Here is a 21,545-nt window from a genome sequence, read left to right on the forward strand (position 1 = left end):
CAATTCCACTTTAAAAAATTATAACAGCGGCGAAATTACAGCACTTTAGCCTTAAAAAGGTCAATTCCCCGGTTCGTTGTAGTAGCGATGGTTGTAATCGTTGAAAACTATTAAAGGTCATCAGTCCTAAAATTCGCGGGATATTCTGAAAAGTCGAGCTGGTGAGCAAAGTAATGTCAGGGGAATTGCAGCTATATGACGGTAAGGTTAAATTACCGGCTGTTATTTTTCTGCATGAATAATCGCGCCAGGCTGCGCGAGGGTTGAGGTATTGGCATTGTCCGAATTGCTTTCTTTGGTGCTGTTTTTGGCAGCTATTGCCGTATATGCGGTAAAGGCGGGTCGAAATATCTGGTGGCTGTCGATCATCCTGCTGATGCTCGGCCTGTTTATCGTGCTCAACGTGACGTTGCTGGCCAGTAATTATTTTACCGGCGAAGGCATTAACGACGCGGTGCTCTATACGCTCACCAGCAGCATGACAGGCGCGGGCGTCGGCAAATACATTTTGCCTGGGCTGGGCCTCGCCGTCGGGTTGATTGCGATTTTTGGCGGTCTGACCTGGATTTTACGCCGGAAGAATCATCCTCATCATTTGGGCTACAGTGCCCTGGCGCTGTTTCTGGCCCTGTTTTCAATCAAAACAACGCCTGCCTACCAGCAGGTGGTGTCGCTGATTAAATCCCAGACCCGCACCGGCACGTCTGACTTTGCCGACTGGTATAAAGTCCCGGAAGGCACCATTAAACAGCCGAAGCTCAACCTGGTTTATATCTACGGCGAAAGTCTGGAACGCACCTATTTTGATGAGCAGACGTTTCCCGGCTTAGCGCCCGAGCTGAACGCTCTGAAAAGCCAGGCAATAGATTTCAGCCATACCGGGCAGATGGCGGGGATGGACTACACCATTGCGGGCATTGTGGCCTCGCAGTGCGGGATCCCGCTGTTTGCACCTTTCGAGGGGAACTCCTCGGCGTCAATGTCGAGCTTCTTCCCGAAGAACATCTGCCTCGGGGATATTCTTAAGGCATCCGGCTATCAAAACTACTTTATCCAGGGCGCGGACCTGCGCTTTGCGGGTAAAGACATTTTCCTGCAGTCCCACGGCTTCGAGCATATGTACGGCGCGCAGGAGCTGAAGGGAATGGTGGCGGACCCGAATTACAAGAATAACTGGGGCTTTTACGACGATACGGTGCTGGACGAAGCTTATGACAAGTTTATCGAGCTTTCTAAAGCCGGGAAGCGTTTCTCGCTGTTTACCCTGACGGTCGATACCCATCATCCCGATGGCTTTATCTCGAAAACCTGTAACCGCCGCAGCTACAGCTACGGGGGCAAAGAAAACCGATCTTTCAGCGCCGTTTCCTGCAGCCAGGAGCATATCGCGGCGCTGATAGACAAAATCAAAGCCTCGCCGTATTTCCGTAACACGGTGATCGTGGTCTCTTCCGACCATCTGGCGATGAACAACACGGCGTATAAATACCTGACGAAGCAGGACAGGCAGAACCTGTTCTTTGTCATTCGCGGCGATAAACCGCAGGCGGAAATAAAAGCCGTGAAGCGTAACACGATGGATAACGGCGCGACGGTGCTGGATATCCTCGGCGGAGGGAACTACATCGGCCTGGGGCGCAGCAGCCTGTCGGGCGAGTCTCTGTCGATGGTCTTTACCAACCTGAAAGAGAAGGTTACCGAGTGGAAACCGGACGTGATCGATCTGTGGAACTTCCCGAAAACCATCAGCCGCTACAGCATCGATCAGAAGAAGAACACGTTCAGTTATTCTGGCGCGCACTTCAAGCTGCCGTTATTGCTGAAAATCGGTAAAGGCAAAATTGAACCGCTGCCGGAAAGCGAGTACTCCGCGCCGCTGCGCTATCAGCTGGCGGATTTTAAAAGCGATGACCGGTTTATCTGGGCTGACCGCTGCTACAAAATGGCGCGCCTGTGGGAACCGCAGCTCGCGCTTTCTACCGGGCTGTGCGTGGCCCAGGGGCAGCTTGGTGGAGAGCCAACTGTGCGGCTGGTGGACAAACCGCTGGATGAATACAACGTGCAGTTTGACGAGCAAACGCTGAGTAACGATCGTTTCAAAAATAATGTGGCTCTGCTGAAGGCGGATGAGAACAACATTCGCTACCAGGCGGACAGCTTTATCTTTAACGTGGCCGGAGCACCGCAGAGCGTGAAGCAGTACAGCGGCATTTCACGCCCGGAAGCCTGGGGCCGCTGGTCGAACGCCAATATGGCGCCCGTGGTGACCATTGAGTATCAGGATCCGCTGCCGACCACGTTTGATCTGGTGCTGGTGGCCAAAGCCTTTGGGCCAAACGTCGGCGAGCCGGTTTCGGTTAAGGTGGGTGATGAAGAGCAAACCATTACTTTTGGCGACCAGCTTTCTACCGTCACGCTGCGTTTTGATAACCCGGCAGGCAGCAAAGTGCTGACTATTGAGCCGCCGAAGCCGCAGCTGTCCAACGAAGGCAATATTCTGGGGCATGAACCGCGTAAGATTGGCGTGGGGCTGGCTGAGCTGAAAATTGTGCCGGTGAGCGGCTAACCCGTTCCCGGAGAGGGAACGGGCGGGGCAGGTCAGAGGATCTCGAGCACCTGTTCCGGCGGGCGGCCAATGCGGGCTTTGCCGTTGGCCAGTACGATTGGGCGCTCGATAAGTTTCGGGTGCTCAATCATCGCCTGAATGAGCGCTTCTTCGCTGAGGCTGGCGTCGTCCAGCTTCAGTGCTTTGTACAAGTCTTCTTTGCGGCGCATCAGCTCCCGGGCGCTGGTAAAGCCCAGTTTCTTCAGCAGCGATTTGACGGTGGCTGCATCCGGCGGCGTTTCAAGGTAGAGCACCACTTCTGGCTCGACGCCCTTTTCCTTCAACAGGTTCAGCGTTTCACGGCTCTTGGAGCAGCGCGGGTTGTGATAAATTTCGACCTTCGTGGACATACGGACTCCTGTTACATCTTCATATAAGGTTTAAAGCGCTGCTGAAGCTGGCGCAGCTGATCGATCCGGGCGTCGTACCTCGCCTGCTGCAGACTGCCGAGTTTCACCTGCGAGCTGGCGCTACTGAGCATTGAAATGGCCTGATCCAGGCGGCCATTGAGCGCCATGACTTCAGCGCGAGCCGCTAACTCCTGATCGCGGTTGCCCAGTTTCCCCTGAGCCTGAGCCAATAAATCCCAGCCGTTGGTGTCGTCAGGGTGAGCGAACGTGTAGCGATTAAGCTGCGTTGCTGCCTCGGCGGTCTGCCCGCCTTCCAGATAAGCATTGGCGAGGTTCAGCTGCAGCACCGGGTTATTCTTCAGGTCCGGGGCGTTTTTCAGCCGGTTGATCGCGTCGTTGGCTTTGTGCTGGCCGAGATCGATATCGGTGGCCAGATCGAGATACCACGGGTTGCCCGGCTGGGCGTTAATCAGTGGCTGAAGCGTTTTTCTTGCCTCGTCGTATTTATCCGCCTGCAAAGCCTGCAGCGCGCGACCATATTGCGCCGCGTTTTGCTCACGCACGTTGCCTTTTGACCAGGCATCCAGCAGATCCGGGGTTAGCTGATTGCGGCCCGAGTTATACATCCCCAGGGTGCGAACCTTTGCCATGTAGAAACTTTCCGAGGACTGAACCACCACCGGACGCATTTGGTTGGCGCGGTTGCGGGCATCCGCCAGGCGGCTTTCCGGCAATGGGTGGGTCAGCAGAATTTCCGGTGGACGAGAGGAGTAGCGGGCCTGATCGAGCAGCTTTTCGAGGAAGCCGGGCATCGCCTGAGGATCAAACCCCGAACGCTGGAGTACCTGAATACCGATGCGGTCAGCTTCCTGCTCATTCTGCTGCGTAAAGCTGATCATGCCTTGTTGCGTCCCGGCCAGCGTTCCGGACAGGGCGGCCATCCCGGCCTGGGGGCTGGCCATCGCCAGCAGAATTGAGCCTAAGGCTCCCACCCAGGTCAGCGGCGCATTTTTCTTTTGATCTTCCATCGCACGCGCGAGGTGGCGCTGGGTGACGTGGGAGATTTCGTGAGCCATAACAGAAGCCAGCTGGCTTTCCGTATCGGCATAACGGAACAGCGCCGAGTGCAGTACCACATTGCCGCCGAAGAAGGCGAAGGCGTTGATTTCGTCGTTGTTGATCAGGAAGAAGTGGAACGGGGTCTTCACCGAATTGGCGTGGCTAACCAGCCTCATGCCCAGTGAGTTGATGTACTGCGTCAGCAGCGGATCGTTAATCAGCGGGGCGCTACCGCGCAGCTGGCGGACGTAAAAATCGCCCATCTGCATTTCCTGCGCGATAGACAGCGTGCTGCCCGCGGATGTTCCCATATCTGGGAGTTGGTCAGTCACATCCGCGCGCGCTGGCAGTAGGGTTCCTACCAGCAGCGAGGCCGTAAGTGTTGCAATCAGGGTCTTTTTCAACTGCCTAACCATAACTACTGTCCCGTTTAGTCGTTGTCAGATTTTGACACGATGAGTACAAGTTTGTTCGCTTAAAGAAGTGTACTGTAGGGCGTTGAAGCTGCGAAGATTTTATTTGGTGGATTCTCCTTTGTAATCCGCCGTAAAAAGCAAAGTCTTTGCGGTGACATTTCGATACAATTCGGCATCAAAAAAAACTTCACGGAAGGGATGTATGCTCGACATGTTGTTGCAGTGGTATCGCCGTCGCTTCAGCGACCCGGAGGCGATTGCCCTGTTGGTTATTCTGGTGGCGGGTTTTTGCATCCTGTTCTTCCTGCACGGTCTGCTGGCACCGCTGCTGGTTGCCATCGTTCTGGCCTATTTGCTTGAGTGGCCTACGGTACGCCTCGAGCGTATTGGCTGTTCCCGAACGTGGGCCACCACCATTGTGCTGGTGCTGTTTGTCGGCATTTTGCTGCTGATGGTGCTGTTTGTGGCGCCCGTCGCCTGGCAGCAGGGCATCAACCTGATTCGTGATATGCCGGGGATGCTCAACAAACTTTCCGATTTTGCCGCCACATTGCCGAAGCGTTATCCGGCGCTGGTGGATGCGGGCATTATTGACGCCATGGCCGAAAACGTTCGCAGTCGGCTTTCCGGCATGGGCGACCAGGTGGTGAAATTCTCGCTGGCGTCGTTGGTTGGGCTGCTGACATTGGCTATTTACCTGATTCTGGTGCCGCTGATGGTGTTCTTCCTGGTGAAGGACAAAGAGCAGATGCTGAATGCCGTGCGCCGTGTTCTGCCGCGCAACCGTGGTCTGGCCGGGCAAGTCTGGCTGGAGATGAACCAGCAAATCACCAACTATATTCGCGGCAAAGTGCTGGAGATGATTGTCGTGGGCGTGGCGACCTATATCGGCTTTATTATTTTCGGGCTGAATTACTCGCTGCTGCTGGCGGTGCTGGTTGGCTTCTCGGTGCTAATTCCTTACATCGGCGCGTTTGTGGTCACTATTCCGGTGATTTGCGTGGCGCTGTTCCAGTTTGGCCTGGGCACTGAGTTTTGGACGCTCTTTGGCGTGTATCTCATTATTCAGGCGCTGGACGGCAACCTGCTGGTGCCGGTGCTGTTCTCGGAGGCGGTGAATCTTCATCCGCTGGTGATTATTCTGTCAGTGGTGATTTTTGGCGGGCTGTGGGGATTCTGGGGCGTGTTCTTTGCAATCCCGCTGGCAACGCTGATTAAAGCCGTGGTTCACGCCTGGCCGGATGCTTCAGCGGTGGATGACGCGACGAGTCGGGAATAACAGGAAGAAAAAAGCCGACTAAGATGTCGGCTTTTTTATCTGTTCTTTATCTGTACTTAGGCGTTTTCGGTCAGCCAGTTCACAACGATATCGTGGTGGTTGCTGGTTTTGAAATCGTCAAACACCTTTTCCACTTTACCGTCGCCGTCCAGCAGGAAGCTGATGCGGTGAATGCCGTCGTAGGTTTTACCCATAAAAGATTTCTCGCCCCACACGCCAAATTGATTGCAAACCTCGTGGTCTTCATCAGAAAGCAGGGTGAAGTTAAGCAGCTCTTTCTCGGCAAAACGGGAAAGTTTTTCCGGCTTGTCGGTGCTGATGCCCAGCACTTCCACGCCACGCTTTTTCAACTCATCCATGTTGTCGCGCAAACCACATGCCTGCACGGTGCAGCCTGGTGTCATCGCTTTTGGATAGAAATAAACCAGAACTCTCTGTCCCTGGAAGTCGGTTAAATTTACTTGTTCGCCGTCCTGATCGGGCAAGCTAAATTTCGGTGCAATATCACCGGCTTTCAGTGGGCTCATCACTACTCTCCGTCTTTAATCATCTTGCTGTGGGTTAACCACGTTAATAGTGCCTTCTGCTTTCAGTTCTGTACATAGGGCTTTAAACGCTTGCTCGATAATTGTCGCATCCTGTGAACCGGGGCTGTGGGCCGTGATCTGAATATACAGACGTGGCCCCACGCCGTTTTCAGCGGGCTGAGTGCGGGAAACAAGCTCGGCAATGTTCATTTGATGGGTATCAAACAGATGGGTAAATCGCTCAATCAGGTGCGGCGAGTCTGCCACTTCAACCTGCACCCAAACCGTGGCCGGCGTGGCCGGTCTTTCCTGCGCGGTTGTGCGTTTCATCACAATTAACAGATCGAGTTCGGCGCCCTTTAGCGGCAGAGTGGATTCGATCAGGGTTATCGCGTTCCAGGTGCCGGAAAGCAGCATGATAAAGGTGAACTCTTCACCCAGCATCGCCAGCCGGCTGTCTTCGATATTACAGCCGCAGCTGCTTACGTGACGTGTGATGGTATTGACGATACCCGGACGGTCCGCCCCCAGGGCTGTGATAACCAAATAATGGTGTGATGAGGGTGTCAAACGTGTTCTTCCTGTCAATCGGTGAGATTCACATTAGGAAAGCATAAAAAAAGTATGCTGCCAACCGCTTAGCGCCTTCTGGCGGCTTGCTTTTGCTATGGCACCAAACGTAACATTGGAGAACATGTTTGCACAGAGGGTGGCTAATGTTTACGGGAAGTGTTGTCGCGATAATTACGCCGATGGATGAGAAAGGTAATGTCTGCCGGTCCAGCCTGAAAAAACTGATTGATTACCATGTCGCCAGCGGAACATCGGCGATTGTCTCGGTAGGGACTACCGGCGAATCGGCTACCTTAAGCCACGACGAACACGTCGACGTAGTGAAGCTTACCGTGGAACTGGCGGACGGGCGTATCCCGATCATTGCCGGTACCGGGGCTAACGCCACTTCCGAAGCGATTTCCCTGACGCATCACCTGCAGGACAGCGGCATTGTGGGCTGCCTGACGGTCACCCCGTATTACAACCGTCCTACTCAGGAAGGCCTGTTCCAGCACTTTAAAGCGATTGCTGAAAGCACCCATCTGCCGCAGATGCTGTATAACGTGCCGTCGCGTACCGGCTGTGACATGCTGCCGGAAACCGTTGGCCGCCTGGCGAAAATCAAAAATATTATCGGTATCAAAGAAGCCACCGGGAACTTAAGCCGCGTAAACCAGATCAAAGAGCTGGTTGAAGATGACTTCATCCTGGTGAGCGGTGATGACGCCAGCTCGCTGGACTTCATTCAGCTTGGCGGCCACGGCGTGATTTCCGTGACGGCAAACGTAGCCGCGCGTGAAATGGCAGAAATGTGTAAACTTGCCACCTCAGGGCAATTTGCACAGGCTCGCGAAATTAACCAGCGTCTGATGCCGCTGCACCATAAATTGTTTGTAGAACCTAACCCTATCCCGGTGAAATGGGCCGCGAGGGAGTTGGGTCTTGTGGCAACCGACACCTTACGCCTGCCGATGACGCCGCTGACCGACGCCAGTCGCCCGGTGATTATCAGCGCGCTTAAGCATGCCGGTCTGCTGTAAAGCTTAGGGAGATTTGATGGCTTACTCAGTACAGAAGTCGACGGTGGCAAAAGTTGCTGTTGTTTCGCTCGCCATGCTGTTAGCGGCGTGCAGTTCCGATCAGCGTTACAAGCGTCAGGTTAGCGGCGATGAGTCCTACCTGGATGCGACCCCACTTGCGGAAATCCACTCTCCGGCCGGGATGATCCTGCCGATTCAGAATGGCGACTACAACATTCCGGTCACCAACGGCAGCGGTGCTGTAGGCAAGCAGCTGGATATTCGCCCGCCGGCGCAGGCGCTGGCATTGGTGAACGGGGCTCGTACTCAGTTCACCGGTGATACCGCCACGCTGCAGGTTGAAGCTAACAAGGCAAGCGGCCTTTGGCCTCAGGTGGTCAGTATCCTGCAAGCCGGGAACTACGCTATTGCCCAGCGCAACGATGCCAGCCAGACCCTGACAACCGACTGGGTTCAGTGGAACCGCGCTGACGAAGACGTCCAGTATCGTGGCCGCTACCAGATTAGCGTGCAGCCTCAGGGCTACCAGCAGTCAGTCGTCGTTAAGCTGCTGAACCTGGAGCAGGGCGGCAAGCCGGTGGCGGATGCTTCATCTCTGCAGCGCTATAGCGCGCAAATGCTGAACATCATCAGTGCCGGTCTCGATAAGTCTGAAACGACCCGCCAGAATGCGCTGGACAACCGCAGCTCAGCACAGCTTGACGTGCAGAGTGCCGCGGATGATACCGGGCTGCCAATGCTGGTCGTTCGTGCGCCGTTCAACGTCGTGTGGAACCGCCTGCCGGCCGCGCTTGAAAAAGTGGGCATGAAGGTCACCGATACAACCCGCTCTCAGGGCAATATCGCGGTAACCTACAAAGCGCTGTCTGACAGCAGCTGGAGTGATCTGGGGGCGAAAGATCCTGGGCTCACCAACGGCGACTATAAGCTGCAGGTTGGCGACCTCGATAACCGCAGCAGCCTGCAGTTCATCGATCCGAAAGGGCACCCGCTGACGCAGTCTCAGAACGATGCACTGGTCGCTGTCTTCCAGGCAGCATTCAGCAAGTAATACTCAAGGGCCGGTTAATTCCGGCCCTTGTTATTTAAGCCTTATGTATTAACCCCCCTCGATTGCGCAAGCGATCGCTATACCTGGAGTAAGAAAGATGCAAAAGCAAGCTGAGTTGTATCGCGGCAAAGCGAAGACCGTTTACAGTACCGAAAATCCGGATCTGTTGGTGCTCGAATTCCGTAACGATACGTCAGCAGGTGACGGGGCGCGCATCGAGCAGTTCGACCGTAAAGGCATGGTAAACAACAAGTTTAACCATTTCATTATGGCCAAACTGGAAGAAGCGGGTATCCCGACCCAGATGGAAGCGCTGCTTTCTGACAACGAAGTGCTGGTGAAGAAGCTCGACATGGTGCCGGTAGAGTGCGTGATTCGTAACCGCGCCGCGGGTTCACTGGTGAAGCGCCTTGGTATTGAAGAAGGTATTGAGCTGAACCCGCCGCTGTTCGATCTGTTCCTGAAAAACGACGCCATGCATGACCCGATGGTCAATGAATCTTACTGCGAAACCTTTGGCTGGGTGAGCAAAGAGAATCTGGCCCGCATGCGTGAACTGAGCTACAAAGCTAACGACGTACTGAGCAAACTGTTTGATGACGCTGGCCTGATCCTCGTTGACTTCAAGCTGGAGTTTGGGCTGTTCAAAGGCGAAGTGGTGCTGGGTGACGAATTCTCCCCGGACGGCAGCCGCCTGTGGGACAAGCAAACGCTTGATAAAATGGACAAAGACCGTTTCCGCCAGAGTCTGGGTGGCCTGATTGAAGCGTACGAGGAAGTTGCTCACCGTCTCGGCGTTAAATTAGACTAACTACGCAATCGTTTACGTTGCGCAATGGGGTGCGTTTTTGCGCACCCTGTTTTTTCGCTGTCTGTTCTTATGGTAATCCTGCCGGTAACCACCTACGATCTATCCATTACATGTTGTGATTGTTAATGAGGACGAGCGTATGCGTTGGCAAGGACGTCGCGAAAGCGACAATGTAGAAGACAGGCGCAATGACGCCTCTGGCCCTGGAATGAGCATGGGCGGCGGCGGTTTTCGCATCCCACGCGGAAAAGGCGGGCTGGTGCTGCTGGTCGTGGTCATTGTGGCAAGCTATTACGGCGTCGATCTTACTTCCTTCCTGTCCGGCGAGCCGCAGGTTTCTCAGCAGTCTTCCCAGCAGCGCTCCATCAGCCCGAAAGACGACGAAGCCGCCAAATTTACCTCGGTCATTTTGGCGACAACCGAAGATACATGGGGTGAAATTTTCCAGAAGATGGGGCGTACCTACCAGCAGCCTAAGCTGGTGATGTACCGCGGGGCAACGCGCACCGGCTGCGGTACCGGCCAGTCCGTGATGGGGCCGTTCTATTGCCCGGCGGACAGCACCGTTTATATCGACCTCTCCTTCTACGATGATATGCGCAACAAACTTGGGGCGGGCGGCGACTTTGCCCAGGGCTACGTCATTGCTCACGAAGTGGGGCATCACGTGCAGAAGCTGTTGGGTATTGAACCGAAAGTGCGCCAGCTACAGCAGAATGCTTCTCAGGCCGAAGCTAATCGCCTGTCGGTAAAAATGGAACTTCAGGCCGACTGCTTCGCCGGCGTCTGGGGGAACAGCATGCAGAAACAGCAGGTGCTTGATTCAGGTGACCTGAAAGAAGCGCTCAATGCTGCTGAAGCCATTGGGGACGACCGCCTGCAGCAGCAAAGCCAGGGCCGAGTGGTGCCGGACAGTTTTACCCACGGCACTTCCGAGCAGCGCTATACCTGGTTCAAACGGGGTTTTGACAGCGGCGATCCGGCCCAGTGCAACACCTTCGGCAATACGCTCCGTTAATCGATGACCGCAGCAACTTTCATCGCGCCGATGCAGCAGGCAACGGCGCATATGCGGCAGACGGGCATCCGCCGGCTGATGGTGCTGGCCGGTGATAGTCCGTGGAGCAGCGAGCAGGTTGCAACGCTGTCGACTTCTTTACCCGGAGACTGGCTGTGGGTTGGCTCTTCCCCTGAGTTGCCTTTGCATTGCGCGCCCTCGGCAGTGCGCAGCATGCTTGGGCGTGAGTTTCAGCATGCCGTTTTTGATGCCAGGCGAGGCCTGGATGCCGCCGCCTTCGCTGCGCTTTCCGGGATGCTCAAAGCGGGCAGTTGGTTGCTGCTATTGACGCCTGAGTGGTCGCGCTGGGCTTCGCTTCCGGATGAAGATTCCGGCCGCTGGAGCGATGCGCCACAGGCGATTCCGACCCCCCATTTTGTTTCCCATCTTCAGCGCTGCATACGGCAAGATTCAGAAGCCGTGCTGTGGCAGCAGCATAAATCATTCACCCTGAATCCTTTTGCTCACCGCCCGGTCTGGCAGCCCGCCAGCGGTGCGCCGGAGCAAGAGCAGGCCGCTATCCTTGATAATTTGTCCGGGATGGCGCGCGGCGTGGCGGTAGTAACGGCGGCCAGAGGCCGGGGGAAATCTGCGCTGGCGGGCATGCTCGTTGACCGGACACCAGGTGCTTGTCTCGTGACAGCGCCCGCGAAGGCCGCCACCGACGTGCTGGCAAGCTATGCGGGCGAATCATTTCAGTTTATGGCCCCGGACGCGCTGGCCGCAGAGCGTGAATTCGCGGCATATGACTGGCTGATTGTGGACGAGGCCGCCGCTATTCCGACCCCGCTGCTACGCCAGCTAATAGAGCGTTTCCCCCGCGTGTTACTGACCACGACGGTGCAGGGGTACGAGGGAACCGGGCGCGGATTTTTACTGAAATTCTGTGCGACATTTCCGTCCCTCAAGCTTTTCACGCTGAATACGCCGATCCGCTGGGCGCCGAACGATCCGCTGGAGCAGGTGATTGACAAGATCATGCTTTTTGATGAGCCGGATCTGGCGCAATTCCCGCAAGGCAATCCCGTTTTACAGGTTGTTGAGCAGGCAGACTGGCTTAGTAACCCTGAGCAATTAAAGCAGATGTATCGGCTGCTTTCGGGCGCACATTACCGTACCTCGCCGCTCGACTGGCGGCGAATGCTTGATGCGCCCGGCCAGCATTTTATCGCGGCCATTATCAAAGAGCAGTGTGCAGGCGCTTTGTGGCTGGTTGAAGAAGGTGGACTCGATGCAACGTTAAGCCGTTGCGTGTGGGCCGGGTTCCGGCGCCCGAGAGGTAATCTGGTGGCACAATCGCTGGCGGCGCACGGTGGAAGCCCGCTGGCCGCTACGCTTCGCGGATTGCGCGTCAGCCGCATTGCGGTTCATCCTCTGCGTCAGCGCGAGCATATTGGTGCCAGCATGATTGAACATGCGCGGCAGGCGGTGAATCATCAATGTGATTATCTTTCGGTCAGCTTCGGCTATACCGATGAACTGTGGCGCTTCTGGCAACGCTGTGGTTTTGAGCTGGTGCGAATCGGCAGCCATAAAGAAGCCAGCAGCGGCTGCTACAGCGCCATGGCGTTATTGCCGCTGACGCCAGAAGGCCAGTCGCTGATGGAAAATGAGCAGCAGCGGTTACAGCGAGACTGGCCGTGGCAGAAAACGTGGCTCGAGCTGGCTTTGTCTTTACCCGAGAATGCTTCATTTGCTTTGCGTTCCGAAGACTGGGAAGAGTTATCCGGTTTTGCTTTCGCGCATCGTCCGCTGGAAGCCTGTCTGGGGGCGTTGAATCGCCTTTTGCTGGCGTCCGTTTTACCGCTGCATGCGCTTCGCGGGCGCCTGCAGCAACATGAAAGCAACGAGGCGCTCAGCCAGCGGCTGGGGCTTCCCGGCAAAAAAGCCCTGCTTGCACTGATGCGTGAGGAAGCCCAAAGTGCGTTGGAAAATCTCGATCGGAATCGCACGGCTGAGCTGCACCACGGCATTATGCAATTGCAAAAATTCCACTAACTTGTTCAATGAAACGGCATGGTCATCCCCATGCAGCGGCGTATAGTTGTCTCCATTAACCAGGAGAAAACCATGAAACATGACCATTTTGTTGTCCAAAGCCCCGCAACGCCAGCCAGCCAGCTGGTACTGCTGTTCCACGGCGTAGGCGACACGGCTAAAGCCATGGGCGAAATCGGGAGCTGGTTTGCACCAGAGTTTCCTGATGCTCTGGTGGTCAGTATTAGCGGGCCGAATCAAAGTGGCGCAGGCCGGGAGTGGTTTTCGGTGGCAGGCGTGACGGAAGAAAACCGTCAGCAGCGCGTGGATGCCGCGATGCCTGAGTTTATTGACGCTGTGCGTGACTGGCAGCGGCAAAGCGGCGTGCCGCCCACGGCGACGGCGCTGATTGGCTTCTCGCAGGGGGCTATTATGGCGCTGGAGAGCATTAAGGCTCAGCCGGGTCTTGCGGCTCGGGTCATTGCTTTTAGCGGGCGTTATGCGGAGCTGCCGCAGCAGGCCTCCACCAGCACCACAATCCATCTTATCCATGGCGACAACGACAAAGTGATCCACGCGACACACGCGGTGGATGCCGCCGAGAAGTTACTTAGCCTGGGCGGGGACGTGACGCTGGATTTGATTGACGATCTGGGGCATGCGATAGACGACCGCAGCATGAAGGCGGCGCTGGATCACCTGCGCTACACCGTGCCGAAGCACTATTTTGATGAGGCTTTGAGCGGCGGCGCGGCACCGAAAGATGATGATCTGATTGAGCTGCTGTAAATATCCGTCTCACTCCGGAATCGCCCGGAGTGAGACAGACTGCTATTTCTTCTTAGGCCAGTCGTCCTCGTCATCCCACTTATCGTTAAAGTCACGATGCGGCGGAAGCTCAGGCTTGTCTGCCATGTACTTCTTCGGATCGATTCGGTTCAGGTCTTTAATGACGTTAATAAAAATCCCCAGTAATAACACCAGGACAATAATCCACCAGTAATGCGATAGCCATTCCATGCTGATACCTCTTCAGTTGGCTGCCCGTCAGGCGACAAGCTGTTCCATAATGCGCTGATACATCCGGGCCAGCAGCTGCAGGTCGGCGGCGTTAACGCATTCATTGATTTTATGAATGGTGGCATTCACCGGCCCAAGCTCAACAACCTGAGCACCCATGCGGGCGATAAAGCGCCCGTCAGATGTACCGCCCGTGGTTAACAGCTGCGGTTTAATTTCATTATAGTGCTCAACGGCGTTCACTACCGCATCCACCAGCTTACCGCGTGACGTCAGGAACGGCAGGCCGGAAAGCCACCACTCGACGGTGTAGCGCAGTTCGTACTTATCCAGCAGGGCGACGACGCGCTGTTTGATGTCTTCATCGGTTAGCTCGGTGCTGAAGCGGAAGTTAAACTGCACAAACATATCGCCCGGAATAACGTTGTTGCTGCCGGTGCCGGCTTTAACGTTGGCAATCTGCATGCTGGTGGCCGGGAAGAACTCGTTGCCCTTATCCCACTCAATATCCGTCAGCTCTGCCAGCATTGGCGCTGCGCGATGTACCGGGTTATCGGCCAGATGCGGGTAGGCAACGTGGCCCTGGACGCCGTGAATGGTCAGGTTACAGGTCAGGGAGCCGCGACGGCCATTTTTCACCACGTCGCCAACGACTTCGGTACTGGACGGCTCGCCAACCAGGCAGTAGTCCAGACGCTCGCGGCGCGCCATCAGCGCTTCAACAACCTTCACGGTGCCGTTGGTTGCGCTGGCTTCTTCGTCGGAGGTAATCAGGAATGCCAGACGGCCTTTATGATTGGGGTGCTGGGCGACAAAACGTTCAGCCGCTACTACCATCGCCGCCAGCGAACCTTTCATGTCCGCCGCGCCACGACCAAACAGCATTCCGTCGCGAATCGTGGGCTCAAACGGCGGGTTAATCCAACGGTCGGCATCCCCTGATGGCACCACGTCGGTGTGCCCGGCAAACGCCAGCGTCTCACCCTGCCCACGCCAGGCCCAGAAGTTCTGGGTGTCGCCAAAATCCATGTGTTCAACGGTAAAACCAATCGCGCGCAGGCGCTCAATCAGCAGCGCCTGGCAACCGGCATCATCGGGGCTCAGGGAAGGACGACGAATAAGCTGTTGCGTCAGCTCAATAACCGGGCAGGACATAGGACTATACCTCGTTGATAAACTGCTGATAATGAGTTTCGTTGAAACCCAGCAGCATAGGCTGACCGGGCGCGCAGAGCAATGGGCGTTTGATGATTGCCGGCATCTCCAGCATCAGCGCCGCCGCGCTTTGTGCGTCATTAATGGATGCGCGATGGGCCTCATCCAGCTTGCGCCAGGTTGTGCCCCGCGTATTTAGTAGCGCTTCCCAACCAAGCTCAGAGATAAAACTGTTCAGCAGCGCGGCATCCAGCCCGTCAGCTCGATAGTCGTGAAACTGGTAATCCACGCCCTGAGCTTCTAAAAAGCGGCGCGCCTTTTTGATGGTGTCGCAATTTTTAATGCCGTACATGGTGATCATAGTGGCGGTCGGTTCCGTTTTAGTTTGCCATAGGGCAACCATTCTGCCGCAGGTGAGGGGAATTATCGAGCCGCGATTCAGTGCTAAACCGTTATTCTGCTAACGATATATTTGTGATGGCGCTCAATAGTTGACCGCTCAAAAAAGGTTCAACTGCAGGATATATCCGCGTATACTTGCGCCAACATCAAGAGAGGCGGTTATGATCGAGCACGAATTAGGGCAGTGGAAAGACTTCATCGAAGGTATGTTGCGCAAATAAGCGTTCCGGCATAAAAAGCAACGGCGCGATATTCTGGTACTGAATACTCTGCGAACATCAGCAAAAAGGCGACCTGAAAAGGCCGCCTTTTTTGTGGCTTATTGCCCGAGAGTTTAGTCGTGGTGCTCTTTGAGCGGGAAGCGTCTGCGCACCAGGACAAAGAACAGCGGCACAAAGAAGATGGCCAGCACGGTGGCGGAAATCATCCCGCCCATCACGCCGGTGCCTACCGCATGCTGGCTGCCGGAGCCTGCCCCGGTGCTGGTCGCCATCGGCAGAACCCCGAAAATAAACGCCAGGGACGTCATTAATATCGGGCGCAGTCGCTGGCGGCAGGCCTCAAGCGTGGCGGCAACCAGGTCCTGGCCTTTGGCGTTCAGGTCGTTGGCAAATTCGACGATTAAAATGGCATTTTTCGCCGAAAGGCCGATCACCGTTAGCAGCCCGACCTGGAAGTAAACGTCATTCTCAAGGCCTCGCATCCAGGTGGCGAGCAGGGCGCCAATCACCCCAAGCGGTACCACCAGCATGACGGAGAACGGCACGGACCAGCTCTCGTAAAGCGCCGCAAGGCACAGGAATACGACCAGCAATGAAATGGCATACAGGGCAGGTGCCTGCGCGCCGGAGAGGCGTTCCTGGTAGGACATGCCCGTCCACTCGAGACCAAAGCCGTTCGGCAGCTTGCTGACCAGATCTTCCATAATGTCCATGGCGGTACCGGTACTTAACCCAGGTGCCGCTTCCCCGACAATTTCCAGCGCGGAATAGCCGTTGTATCGCTCCAGGCGAGGCGAGCCTGTTTCCCACCGGGAAGTGGCAAAGGCGGAGAACGGCACCATGCCGCCTGTTTTATTACGCACGTACCAGCTATTGATATCGTCCGGCAGCATGCGGTACTTGGCCGCAGCCTGGACATACACTTTCTTCACGCGCCCGCGATCCATAAAGTCATTCACATAGCTTGAGCCCCAGGCCGTTTGCAGGGTGTTGTTGATATCATCGATGGAGACGCCCAGCGCCTGAGCCTTACGCTGGTCGATATCGATTTGCAGCTGCGGGCTGTCGTCCAGGCCGTTGTGGCGCACTCGCGTGAGCTGCGGGTTATTGCCGGCCATTTCCAACAGCTGGTCACGCGCCTGCATGAGCGCATCGTGCCCCGCGCCGGCATGATCCTGCAGCTCCATATCAAAGCCTGCGGCGTTGCCCAAACCGTTAATCGCGGGCGGGCTGCTGGCAATGACGCGCGCTTCTTTGATCTTATTAAAGGCTTTGGTGGCCCGTTCAATGATGGCAAACGAACTGCCGTCGGCGCTGCGTTCGTCCCAGTCCTTCAGGCGAATAAACATGCGCGCCACGTTTTGCCCGTTCCCGCCCGGGCCTGCGCCAATGGTGGAGAACACCGACACGACGTTGTCTTTCTCTTTGGTGAGGTAATACTGCTCCACCTGCTGCACTACTTTGGTTGTCTGCTGCTGCGTTGCGCCGCTCGGAAGCTGTACTGACGTGGTGAACACGCCGCGGTCTTCCTGGGGCAGGAATGACGTCGGCAGTTTGAGGAACAGGAACACCATGCCGCCAAGCAGCAGGGCATAAATCAGCATCCAGCGTAGGCTACGGGAGAGGATTCTTGCCACGCCGTTTTCGTAGCGTTCGGCACTGCGGTTGAAGGTGCGGTTAAACCAGCCAAAGAAGCCTTTCTGGCCGTGATGCTCACCTTTATGCAGCGGCTTAAGAATGGTTGCACACAGGGCTGGGGTGAGGATCATCGCCACCAGCACCGAGAGCACCATGGCGGCGACGATAGTGACCGAGAACTGGCGGTAAATCGCCCCGGTTGTGCCGCCAAAGAACGCCATCGGCACGAACACGGCGGAGAGCACCATGGCGATGCCGACCAGCGCTCCCTGGATTTGGCCCATGGATTTGCGTGTCGCCTCCCGAGGGGAGAGGCCTTCCTCGCTCATAATTCGCTCGACGTTTTCTACCACCACGATGGCGTCATCCACCAGCAGGCCGATAGCCAGCACGGTGGCGAACATCGTCAGCGTGTTAATGCTGTAGCCGAAGACATACAGCACGGCAAAGGTGCCGAGCAGCACCACCGGTACGGCAATCGTCGGGATAAGCGTGGCGCGGAAGTTTTGCAGGAACAGGTACATCACCAGGAACACCAGCAGAATCGCTTCCAGCAGCGTTTTCACCACGTCGGTGATTGAGGCTTTAACGAACGGGGATGTTTCGTAGGCGATTTTAGCTTCCAGACCGTGTGGGAAAAACTGCGAAAGCTCTTCGATCTTGGCGCGGGCCAGCTTGTCGGTTTCCATTTCGTTGGCACCGGAAGCCAGCTTAATGCCAAGCCCGGAAGCGGGCTGCCCGTTGTAGGTGCTCAGGAAGTCATATTTCTCCGCCCCCATCTCAACGTCCGCCACATCCCCCAGCGTGACCAGCGAACCGTCCTGATTCACCCTCAGCGTAATGTCTTTGAACTGCTGCGGTGTTTGCAGGAGCGACTGGGCATTGATGGTGGCGTTCAGCGCCTGTTTATCCAGCGACGGCGTGCCGCCAAGCTGGCCCACGGCAATTTGCGCATTCTGGGATTTGATGGCGGTGACCACGTCCTGGGTGGTCATCTGGTAGTTGATGAGCTTATTCGGGTCGAGCCAGATACGCATGGAATACTGCGAGCCGTAAGCATCGACGCTGCCGACGCCGTTCACGCGGCTCATCGGGTCCTGTACGTTACTGGCCACGTAGTCAGCGATGTCCTGCTTATCCATGCTGCCGTCGGTGGAAACAAAGGCCACCATCAGAATATTGGTGTCACCGGTCTTGTTCACCGTGACGCCCTGAGTCTGCACGTCCTGCGGCAGCTTTCTTACCGCAGACTGCAGCTGGTTTTGCACCTGCTGTACCGCAGAGTCCGGGTCCGTCCCGGCCTTAAAGCTCAGGGTAATGGTGGCCTGACCGGCGCTGCTGCTTTGGGACGACATGTACATCATGTTGTCCAGGCCGGTCATGCTTTGCTCTATCACCTGCGTGACGGTGTTTTCCAGGGTTTGCGCGGAAGCACCTGGATAGTTGGCGGTGATCCTTACGTTGGGTGGCGCAAGATCGGGATATTGTTCGACGGGCAGTGAAAAAATAGCCAGTGCCCCGGTCAGGCAAAGTAAAATTGCCAGCACCCAGGCAAAAATGGGGCGAGAAATGAAAAAATTCGCCATGCGGTCAGGACCCCTTAAAAGCTTCTAATTGTTATCAATAACCGCATCACTGTAGCTTTAACCGCTTAGTCAAACGTGGAGAAATCTAGGAGATAGTGTAAATATGCTTTGGAATTGGCAGGATTTGTAACCATACCGTTTATTGGGTCGTTTTAACCCCGGCTTTCCAAAAATAATACCGTGGCCGCGACGCGTGACCTTACCTGCAGCTTACGAAGCAGGTTACGGATATGCACTTTTACCGTCTCTTCTGAAATATGCAGCCCGCTGGCAATTTGCTTATTTGACAGCCCACGGGCCACCTCTGACAGCACGTCCAGCTCACGCTCAGTGAGAATAGCAAACGGATCGCTGCTCTGCCGCTCACTCCCACGGTTGGTCAGATACTCGCGTACCTGCTCGCTAAATGCTTTTTCACCCGTCAGGCAGCGGTGAATGTCCTGTAATAAAACCTCCGGATCGCTGTCTTTCAGCAGGTAACCATCGGCCCCGGCATCAATCAGCGTAAAGATATCGCTGCGGGCGTCGGACACGGTCAGGATAACCACACGGGCGCTGATCCCGTCCCGGCGCAGGGCGTTGAGCGTATCGAGGCCGCTCAGGCCCTTCATGTTCAGGTCGAGCAGAATCAAATCCGGCGAAAGGCGATTCGCTAAACTGATGGCCTCCGCACCGCTGCTGGCTTCACCGACGACCGTAAACGTGCTGTCCAGCTCAAGTAGCTGGCGCACTCCGCGCCGCATCAGCGGGTGATCGTCCACGATTAAAACCTGGTATACCGTTTTCTCAGACATTGCTAACTCCTGACTAAAGCTAATTATTGTTATGGCTCCCGGCGTCAGCCGGAGGCGCAGAGGTAAAGTGGACTTCTACTCGCGTTCCGCCCTCTGGCGGACGGGATATTGTCAGCTGGCCGCCAAGTCGGCCTGCGCGTTCGTGCATGATATTCAGCCCGTAGTGACCTTCCGGCTCTTCAAGGCTGGCGATCCCGTGCCCGTTGTCAAATACCGAAGCGAAATGCTCGCCGCCGCTTTCTGAGCGGCAAACCACCTCAATATGGCTCGCATTGGCGTGTTTAATCGCATTCAGTACCGCCTCCCGGATGATTTGCAGCAGGTGGATTTGCTGCGAAGCGTCCAGAACCTGAGTCGGCATGCTGCATTTCAGGCTAATGTCTGCCTGGGTTTGCTCGCGCAGCGGTTCAAGCAGCTCCTGCAGCGCGGCGGGTAAATCTGCCTGCTGCAGCGTCAGGCGGAAGGTGGTGAGCAGCTCACGTAGCTGGCGATAGGCGTCGTTTAAGGCCTGTGAAAAATCCCCGACAATTCGCTGTGCGGGCAGGTTTTCCTCGGGAACGGCGCGCTTGAGCAGCGTCAGTTGGATACGAAGATATGAGAGCACCTGGGCCAGAGAGTCATGCAGCTCGCGGGCAATCGTAGCCCGTTCCTCCATTAACAGCAGTTGCTGGTAGTGTTTTTGTGCCTGATTAAAGTACACACCTCGCCCCAGCATGGTGGCCACGCTTTTCATCAGCTGTTGGGAAGGGGCTTTATCCGGTGACTGCCAGCGCAGCGTGCCAAAAGCGCTGTCCTGCTGAACCAGCGGCAGGGTATGCCATTTTTCGTCCGGGACCGGGGAGCCTTCCGTCAGCCGCCAGTTTTCACCCACCTGCATTTCCAGGGCGCTGACCGCCTCATGCTGGTGGATGATTTGCAGGATCTGCATGAAACAGTCGCGATTGATGGTGCTGACGTTCAGCGCCTGGGAGCAGCTGTACAGCACTTCAAGCATGCGGTTGGCTTCCTGCAGGCGCAGGGTCTTTTGCTCCACCTGCTGCTCTAAGGAACGATAAAGTTTTTGCAGCTCATCCGCCATGCGGATAAAAGCCTGTGCCAGGGCGCCCAGCTCATTGGGCAGAGAGCGGTCAAGGTTCGGGAGGGTAAATTCGCCGCGCTCAATAGCTTTACTCGCTTCCACCATGGTATTGAGCGGCATGACCACCTGCTGGCGGATGCGGCGCAAAGTGAAGAATACCAGGGTAAAAATAGCGATAAAACCGACCACCGAAGCCGCGACAACCTGCATCATTTTTCGCTCGGCATAATGCTGCAGCGCCAGCACAAACAGGTCGATTTGTTCCACGTAGGCGGCAATGTTATAGCGGTACCAGTCGATGTCTTCGTTCTGAATATGTTGTTGCATTTGCTGCCAGGCCTGCTGCAGAGCGTTATAGCGGGCTTGCACCTCAGCAGGCACCCAAAACCGGTTAAGCTGCAGCAATGTTGGGGCGTTCAGCGACTGTTGAAACTGCTGTAAATGTGCCGGAATAGCCCTGGGGTTACTCTGAAGATCGTAGCCCAGACGGTAGCTCTGCATACGCAGCGAGCCCGCAATGTTCACCGCTTCTGCGTCTTTCAGGCTGCTGGCGAGCGTCAGCATTGCGATGCCGGTGGAAAGCAATGACAGCAAAACAATCGAAAAGAAAGCGCGGGCAAGGCTGGTGGAGACCGAGCGTTTGACTGTCACGGGGGAATAACCCTTTAAAGTATGCGGTGGAGCGAAACCTACCAGAATCTGCCTGAGACGCAAACGCCTGGCGGTGACTTTTTCGCCCCAGCGCGAAAAATGCAGCCGTATTTAACGCAAGCTTTGCGACAGCATAACGTCTGCCTTACATCTGCTGATTCCTCCTCGTCACGCCGAAACCGTACACCTCTTTGATCCGACAACGGCATTTACCCCTTTATGGGGATGCTTTTGTAACCCCTCATCACATACCTTAAGTGCCGTAAAAACCGC

General features: G+C 55.9%; 19 protein-coding genes. 9 read left to right on the plus strand and 10 right to left on the minus strand.

The genetic code is table 11. The features are described 5' to 3' along the window. The first annotated feature begins 277 nt into the window (after nucleotides 1–277). Nucleotides 278–2,566, plus strand: a complete 2,289-nt coding sequence (gene opgB / locus F3J26_RS01060) for a phosphatidylglycerol--membrane-oligosaccharide glycerophosphotransferase (protein ID WP_166990678.1) — start codon at nucleotides 278–280, stop codon at nucleotides 2,564–2,566. Between the two features lie 32 nt (nucleotides 2,567–2,598). Here opgB and arsC read toward each other — a convergent pair whose 3' ends face one another. Further along, a complete protein-coding gene (arsC, locus tag F3J26_RS01065; RefSeq protein ID WP_166990681.1) occupies nucleotides 2,599–2,955 on the minus strand; it encodes an arsenate reductase (glutaredoxin) in 357 nt (118 codons plus the stop codon). A gap of 11 nt (nucleotides 2,956–2,966) precedes the next feature. Continuing rightward, complete coding sequence (gene bepA, locus F3J26_RS01070) at nucleotides 2,967–4,430, minus strand: beta-barrel assembly-enhancing protease (protein WP_166990684.1); 1,464 nt, start codon at nucleotides 4,428–4,430, stop codon at nucleotides 2,967–2,969. 202 nt (nucleotides 4,431–4,632) lie between these two features. Between bepA and F3J26_RS01075 the strand changes: the two genes are divergently transcribed. Next, nucleotides 4,633–5,709, plus strand: coding sequence for an AI-2E family transporter (locus F3J26_RS01075; protein ID WP_008460198.1), 1,077 nt, complete (start codon nucleotides 4,633–4,635; stop codon nucleotides 5,707–5,709). Between the two features lie 56 nt (nucleotides 5,710–5,765). Here the strand turns inward: F3J26_RS01075 and bcp are convergent, their stop codons facing one another. Together bcp and F3J26_RS01085 are read right to left on the minus strand one after the other, a co-directional pair. After that, nucleotides 5,766–6,236, minus strand: a complete 471-nt coding sequence (gene bcp, locus F3J26_RS01080) for a thioredoxin-dependent thiol peroxidase (protein WP_008460197.1) — start codon at nucleotides 6,234–6,236, stop codon at nucleotides 5,766–5,768. A gap of 15 nt (nucleotides 6,237–6,251) precedes the next feature. Further along, nucleotides 6,252–6,806, minus strand: coding sequence for a glycine cleavage system transcriptional repressor (locus F3J26_RS01085; RefSeq protein WP_008460196.1), 555 nt, complete (start codon nucleotides 6,804–6,806; stop codon nucleotides 6,252–6,254). A 146-nt stretch (nucleotides 6,807–6,952) separates the two neighbouring features. On the opposite strand from F3J26_RS01085, the gene dapA reads away from it, so the two are divergent. The 6 genes from dapA to ypfH all read left to right on the plus strand — a co-directional run bounded on the left by dapA (nucleotide 6,953) and on the right by ypfH (nucleotide 13,516). Further along, entirely contained in the window at nucleotides 6,953–7,831 is an 879-nt protein-coding gene (gene dapA, locus F3J26_RS01090) for a 4-hydroxy-tetrahydrodipicolinate synthase (RefSeq protein ID WP_008460195.1), read from the plus strand. A gap of 16 nt (nucleotides 7,832–7,847) precedes the next feature. After that, nucleotides 7,848–8,882 (plus strand): outer membrane protein assembly factor BamC, encoded by a 1,035-nt coding sequence (gene bamC / locus F3J26_RS01095; RefSeq protein ID WP_008460194.1) that lies wholly within the window; start codon nucleotides 7,848–7,850, stop codon nucleotides 8,880–8,882. A gap of 97 nt (nucleotides 8,883–8,979) precedes the next feature. Further along, nucleotides 8,980–9,693, plus strand: a complete 714-nt coding sequence (purC, locus tag F3J26_RS01100) for a phosphoribosylaminoimidazolesuccinocarboxamide synthase (protein ID WP_008460193.1) — start codon at nucleotides 8,980–8,982, stop codon at nucleotides 9,691–9,693. 139 nt (nucleotides 9,694–9,832) lie between these two features. Then, on the plus strand, nucleotides 9,833–10,711 hold the full coding sequence (gene ypfJ / locus F3J26_RS01105; RefSeq protein WP_034809797.1) for a KPN_02809 family neutral zinc metallopeptidase: 879 nt from the start codon (nucleotides 9,833–9,835) through the stop codon (nucleotides 10,709–10,711). Nucleotides 10,712–10,714: 3 nt separating this feature from the next. After that, nucleotides 10,715–12,748 (plus strand): tRNA(Met) cytidine acetyltransferase TmcA, encoded by a 2,034-nt coding sequence (locus tag F3J26_RS01110; protein ID WP_502706575.1) that lies wholly within the window; start codon nucleotides 10,715–10,717, stop codon nucleotides 12,746–12,748. Between the two features lie 72 nt (nucleotides 12,749–12,820). Continuing rightward, on the plus strand, nucleotides 12,821–13,516 hold the full coding sequence (gene ypfH, locus F3J26_RS01115; protein ID WP_008460190.1) for an esterase: 696 nt from the start codon (nucleotides 12,821–12,823) through the stop codon (nucleotides 13,514–13,516). Nucleotides 13,517–13,558: 42 nt separating this feature from the next. On the opposite strand, the gene F3J26_RS01120 is transcribed toward ypfH, so the two are convergent. From F3J26_RS01120 to F3J26_RS01130, 3 genes are read right to left on the minus strand one after another with little or no spacing between them, the layout of a single operon-like run. After that, nucleotides 13,559–13,747: a YpfN family protein gene (locus tag F3J26_RS01120; RefSeq protein WP_008460189.1), complete on the minus strand. Its 189-nt coding sequence runs from the start codon at nucleotides 13,745–13,747 to the stop codon at nucleotides 13,559–13,561. Nucleotides 13,748–13,774: 27 nt separating this feature from the next. Further along, on the minus strand, nucleotides 13,775–14,902 hold the full coding sequence (gene dapE / locus F3J26_RS01125) for a succinyl-diaminopimelate desuccinylase (RefSeq protein WP_166990688.1): 1,128 nt from the start codon (nucleotides 14,900–14,902) through the stop codon (nucleotides 13,775–13,777). Nucleotides 14,903–14,906: 4 nt separating this feature from the next. Further along, entirely contained in the window at nucleotides 14,907–15,263 is a 357-nt protein-coding gene (locus F3J26_RS01130; RefSeq protein WP_166990691.1) for an ArsC family reductase, read from the minus strand. A 202-nt stretch (nucleotides 15,264–15,465) separates the two neighbouring features. On the opposite strand from F3J26_RS01130, the gene ypfM reads away from it, so the two are divergent. Beyond that, entirely contained in the window at nucleotides 15,466–15,525 is a 60-nt protein-coding gene (ypfM, locus tag F3J26_RS01135) for a protein YpfM (protein WP_139827443.1), read from the plus strand. Between the two features lie 113 nt (nucleotides 15,526–15,638). On the opposite strand, the gene acrD is transcribed toward ypfM, so the two are convergent. The 3 genes from acrD to narQ all read right to left on the minus strand — a co-directional run bounded on the left by acrD (nucleotide 15,639) and on the right by narQ (nucleotide 21,272). Continuing rightward, entirely contained in the window at nucleotides 15,639–18,749 is a 3,111-nt protein-coding gene (acrD, locus tag F3J26_RS01140; RefSeq protein ID WP_008460186.1) for a multidrug efflux RND transporter permease AcrD, read from the minus strand. A 152-nt stretch (nucleotides 18,750–18,901) separates the two neighbouring features. After that, nucleotides 18,902–19,543 (minus strand): nitrate/nitrite response regulator protein NarP, encoded by a 642-nt coding sequence (gene narP, locus F3J26_RS01145; protein WP_166871949.1) that lies wholly within the window; start codon nucleotides 19,541–19,543, stop codon nucleotides 18,902–18,904. 19 nt (nucleotides 19,544–19,562) lie between these two features. Continuing rightward, the gene (gene narQ, locus F3J26_RS01150) at nucleotides 19,563–21,272 is read right to left on the minus strand and encodes a nitrate/nitrite two-component system sensor histidine kinase NarQ (protein ID WP_166990694.1); all 1,710 of its coding nucleotides are present in this window, start codon (nucleotides 21,270–21,272) and stop codon (nucleotides 19,563–19,565) included. Nucleotides 21,273–21,545 lie beyond the last annotated feature (273 nt).

This window comes from Enterobacter sp. Ap-867, from assembly GCF_011752855.1.
Classification (GTDB): Bacteria; Pseudomonadota; Gammaproteobacteria; order Enterobacterales; family Enterobacteriaceae; genus Cedecea.

What these genes read in the sequence shown, in the direction of transcription:
- arsC (WP_166990681.1), bottom strand. Translation starts at nt 2,955, where the DNA reads ATGTCCACGAAGGTCGAAATTTATCACAACCCGCGCTGCTCCAAGAGC.
- bepA (WP_166990684.1), bottom strand. Translation starts at nt 4,430, where the DNA reads ATGGTTAGGCAGTTGAAAAAGACCCTGATTGCAACACTTACGGCCTCG.
- F3J26_RS01075 (WP_008460198.1), top strand. Translation starts at nt 4,633, where the DNA reads ATGCTCGACATGTTGTTGCAGTGGTATCGCCGTCGCTTCAGCGACCCG.
- bcp (WP_008460197.1), bottom strand. Translation starts at nt 6,236, where the DNA reads ATGAGCCCACTGAAAGCCGGTGATATTGCACCGAAATTTAGCTTGCCC.
- dapA (WP_008460195.1), top strand. Translation starts at nt 6,953, where the DNA reads ATGTTTACGGGAAGTGTTGTCGCGATAATTACGCCGATGGATGAGAAA.
- bamC (WP_008460194.1), top strand. Translation starts at nt 7,848, where the DNA reads ATGGCTTACTCAGTACAGAAGTCGACGGTGGCAAAAGTTGCTGTTGTT.
- purC (WP_008460193.1), top strand. Translation starts at nt 8,980, where the DNA reads ATGCAAAAGCAAGCTGAGTTGTATCGCGGCAAAGCGAAGACCGTTTAC.
- ypfJ (WP_034809797.1), top strand. Translation starts at nt 9,833, where the DNA reads ATGCGTTGGCAAGGACGTCGCGAAAGCGACAATGTAGAAGACAGGCGC.
- F3J26_RS01110 (WP_502706575.1), top strand. Translation starts at nt 10,715, where the DNA reads ATGACCGCAGCAACTTTCATCGCGCCGATGCAGCAGGCAACGGCGCAT.
- ypfH (WP_008460190.1), top strand. Translation starts at nt 12,821, where the DNA reads ATGAAACATGACCATTTTGTTGTCCAAAGCCCCGCAACGCCAGCCAGC.
- F3J26_RS01120 (WP_008460189.1), bottom strand. Translation starts at nt 13,747, where the DNA reads ATGGAATGGCTATCGCATTACTGGTGGATTATTGTCCTGGTGTTATTA.
- dapE (WP_166990688.1), bottom strand. Translation starts at nt 14,902, where the DNA reads ATGTCCTGCCCGGTTATTGAGCTGACGCAACAGCTTATTCGTCGTCCT.
- F3J26_RS01130 (WP_166990691.1), bottom strand. Translation starts at nt 15,263, where the DNA reads ATGATCACCATGTACGGCATTAAAAATTGCGACACCATCAAAAAGGCG.
- acrD (WP_008460186.1), bottom strand. Translation starts at nt 18,749, where the DNA reads ATGGCGAATTTTTTCATTTCTCGCCCCATTTTTGCCTGGGTGCTGGCA.
- narP (WP_166871949.1), bottom strand. Translation starts at nt 19,543, where the DNA reads ATGTCTGAGAAAACGGTATACCAGGTTTTAATCGTGGACGATCACCCG.